This window comes from Streptomyces albidus (ex Kaewkla and Franco 2022) (assembly GCF_013870515.1).
GTDB classification, from domain to species: Bacteria; Actinomycetota; Actinomycetes; order Streptomycetales; family Streptomycetaceae; genus Streptomyces; species Streptomyces albidus.
Genome location: NZ_JACBXA010000418.1, coordinates 1 through 3074 on the forward strand (window position 1 = coordinate 1; position 3074 = coordinate 3074).

Annotated in this window: 4 protein-coding genes and 1 pseudogene; 1 reads left to right on the plus strand and 4 read right to left on the minus strand. The window is 71.6% G+C overall.

Annotated features, from left to right (window positions below):
- The 4 genes and pseudogenes from H5J26_RS29870 to H5J26_RS29885 form a co-directional block, all read right to left on the minus strand.
- Positions 1-274: NAD(P)H-hydrate epimerase (locus H5J26_RS29870; RefSeq protein WP_303647278.1), on the minus strand; the 274-nt coding region annotated here is incomplete at its 3' end.
- 84 nt (positions 275-358) lie between these two features.
- Positions 359-727, minus strand: a complete 369-nt coding sequence (locus H5J26_RS29875) for a holo-ACP synthase (protein WP_181769084.1) — start codon at positions 725-727, stop codon at positions 359-361.
- A gap of 68 nt (positions 728-795) precedes the next feature.
- Positions 796-1551: pseudogene (locus H5J26_RS29880) on the minus strand (glutamine--fructose-6-phosphate aminotransferase); the annotation flags it as partial.
- A 120-nt stretch (positions 1552-1671) separates the two neighbouring features.
- The gene (locus tag H5J26_RS29885; RefSeq protein WP_309238113.1) at positions 1672-1932 is read right to left on the minus strand and encodes a hypothetical protein; all 261 of its coding nucleotides are present in this window, start codon (positions 1930-1932) and stop codon (positions 1672-1674) included.
- Positions 1933-2043: 111 nt separating this feature from the next.
- Here H5J26_RS29885 and coaA point away from each other — a divergent pair, with 111 nt between their 5' ends.
- Positions 2044-3048, plus strand: coding sequence for a type I pantothenate kinase (gene coaA, locus H5J26_RS29890; protein ID WP_181769086.1), 1005 nt, complete (start codon positions 2044-2046; stop codon positions 3046-3048).
- Positions 3049-3074: the final 26 nt, after the last annotated feature.

Below are 3074 nucleotides of genomic sequence, written 5' to 3' on the forward strand. Positions count from 1 at the left end.
CTCCCCCGACGTCCGAGACCGGTGAGGCACTCGCCGTCCGCAGCTTCGTGGCTCTCCGCCGCGCCAGGCGTGCCCCTGCGAAGAGGGCGTCACCGCCGTTGTCGCCGCTGCCGACCAGCAGCACGACACGGGCGCCGTACGTACGTCCGAGCATCCCCGCGCAGGCGGCGGCAAGACCCGCGGCCGCCCGCTGCATCAACACCCCGTCGGGCAGACGCCCCATCAGTTCCCGCTCGGCGGCCCGCACGGTCTCCACGCTGTACGCAGTCCTCATCGCTCCAGTCTGACGGGCCACCGCGCGAGCGACCACAGCTGGAGGTTCCGCAGGAAGGCCGTCGGAACGGCGGCGCAGCGGGGCTCAGCCCTCGGCGATCACCACTGCGGAGGCGACGCCCGCGTCGTGCGACAGGGACAGATGCCACCCGCGCACCCCCAGCGCCTCCGCCCGGGCCGCCACGGTCCCCCGTACGACCAGCGACGGCTGCCCCGACTCGGCGGTGACGACCTCCGCGTCGGTCCAGCTCATCCCGCCCGGTGCGCCGAGCGCCTTCGCGAGCGCCTCCTTGGCCGCGAAGCGCGCCGCGAGGGATGCGGCACCGCGGCGTTCGCCGCTGGGCAGCCGCAACTCGGCGTCCACGAAGAGCCGTTCGGCGAGTATCGGCGTCCGCTTCAGCGCCTGGGCGAAGCGTTCGATCTCGGCGACATCGATTCCGACCCCCACGATCACCGGGAACCCCCGCCCGTTCCGTCACCGATGCCGGCCGTGGGCGCACCGGCGCCGCCGTGCCCGTACGGATCCGAGGCGCCGTCCATCTCCGCGTCTCCGTCGCCGTCCACCCGGTAGGTACGCACGTCCCCCGGCACCCCCTCGAAGTCGGTGATCCAGACGCCGTCCCGGTGCAGCGTCACCACTTGGTCCGCGCCCACGTCAGCCACATCCCGGACGTGCGGCGGGAAGGCGGCAGCGTCCGAGGCCAGAAACACCTCGCCGTCGCCGAGGCCCACGAGCAGGGGCAGACCGCGGCACGCGCCCACGACCACTTCCGGCTCGTCGGCGTGCACCGCGGCCAGAGCGAAGGTCCCCGTCAGCTGCCGGCACACCTGTCTCATCGCCTCCGCCAGGTCGTAGCAGGACGAGAAGTGCTCGGCGAGCAGATGCGCCGCCGCCTCGGTGTCGGTCGACGAGGCCATTTCGTGCCCGCGGGCGGCGAGTTGGGCACGCAGCCCGGCGAAGTCGTCGATGTCGCCGTTCTGCACGACCGCCACCCGCCCCGAGTCGTCCAGGTGCGGGTGCGCGTTCTCATCGGAGGGCGGACCGTGGGTGGCCAGCCTGGTGTGGCCGATGCCGGTCGTCCCCGCGGGCAGCGGGCGCTCCGACAACTCCCTCCGGACGTCTTCGAAGGTCCCCGACTTCTTGGCCGCGGCCAGCCCCCCGTCCACGAGAACGGCGACCCCCGCGGAGTCGTAACCCAGGTGCTCCAGGCGCCGCAGCCCGGCGAGAACGACATCCAGGGCGGAGCGCCCTCCCGCGTACGCAACGATTCCGCACATGCGGGCCAGCCTATGCGGCGCCCGCATGCTCCACGACGAGCAGCGGGCCTCTACGCGGCTGCCGCAGCTCTGCCCGGCAGACCGATCGGGACAGGCCGTGCCGGGCACCACGGGGAAAGCTCAACGCCCGCGGGCTATCCGCTCTATGGCGTCCTCCATCAGCTCCAGGTACTCCGCTTCCTCGCAGCGGGGCTTGCTGCCCAGTACGTACATCTCGAGGCTCTCGGACAGGTCCTCGGCGAGGTCCTCGTCCGGCAGGTCGTCGAGTGCCAGGTCGCCCTGTATGCGTGCCGCGAAGTCCCGTTTCGTCGTCGCTTCGAACCGGGCGGGACGTCTGCGTATGCGGTACTTGCGGCTCATGCGGCCGATGCGGAGGGACATGCGGGGAAACGTAGCGCCAAAACCCACCGCCCGTACACCGTCCGCTCATACCATTTTCACGGAGAGTTTCGGACTACCCGCTGGGGCTCCCGCGACCAGCCGTGACGTCCCATGCGACCCCGCCCGTACCGGCCGCGGAAGGCCTCCCCGCAGAATGGTCCCGTGCCAACGAAGCCCTACGTCGATCTCTCACGCTCCGAGTGGAGCGCCCTGCGCGAGCGCACCCCCCTTCCGCTGACCGCGGCCGAGGTCGAGGAGCTCCGCGGGCTCGGCGACGTCGTGGACCTGGACGAGGTGCGGGACGTCTTCCAGCCGCTCTCCAGGCTCCTGAACCTCTACGTCGGCGCCACCCACGGTCTGCGCAACGCCGTCAACACCTTCCTCGGCGACGTCGCCGGAGAGGGCGGCCCGCAGCGCGGCACCCCGTTCGTGATCGGCGTCGCGGGAAGCGTCGCCGTGGGCAAGTCCACGGTCTCCCGGCTGCTTCGGGCGCTGCTCGCCCGCTGGCCGGAGCACCCTCGCGTCGAACTGGTGACGACCGACGGCTTCCTGCTGCCCACGGCTGAGCTCCAGGAGCGCGGGCTGATGTCACGCAAGGGCTTCCCCGAGTCCTACGACCGGCGCGCACTGACCCGCTTCGTGGCCGACGTGAAGTCGGGCAAGGCCGAGGCGACCGCGCCCGTCTACTCGCACCTCATCTACGACCGGCTGCCCGGGGAACGCCTCACCGTGAAGAGCCCCGACATACTGATCGTCGAAGGGCTGAACGTGCTGCAGCCCGCGCTGCCCGGCCGCGACGGCCGCACCAGGCTCGCCCTCGCCGACTACTTCGACTTCTCCGTCTACGTCGACGCGCGCACCAGCGACGTCGAGGAGTGGTACCTGCGCCGGTTCAGCGCGCTTCGCGAGACGGCGTTCCAGAACCCCCGCTCGTATTTCCACCGGTACACGCAGGTCTCGGAGGAGGAGGCGCTGGAGTACGCACGCCGCACGTGGCGCACCATCAACGAGCCGAACCTCCGGCAGAACATCGCCCCGACGCGCGGCCGGGCGACGCTCCAGCTGCACAAGGGGGCGGACCACAAGGTCCAGCGCCTGTCGCTGCGCAAGCTCTGAAGCCGCCGCTCGGACCGGACGTCACG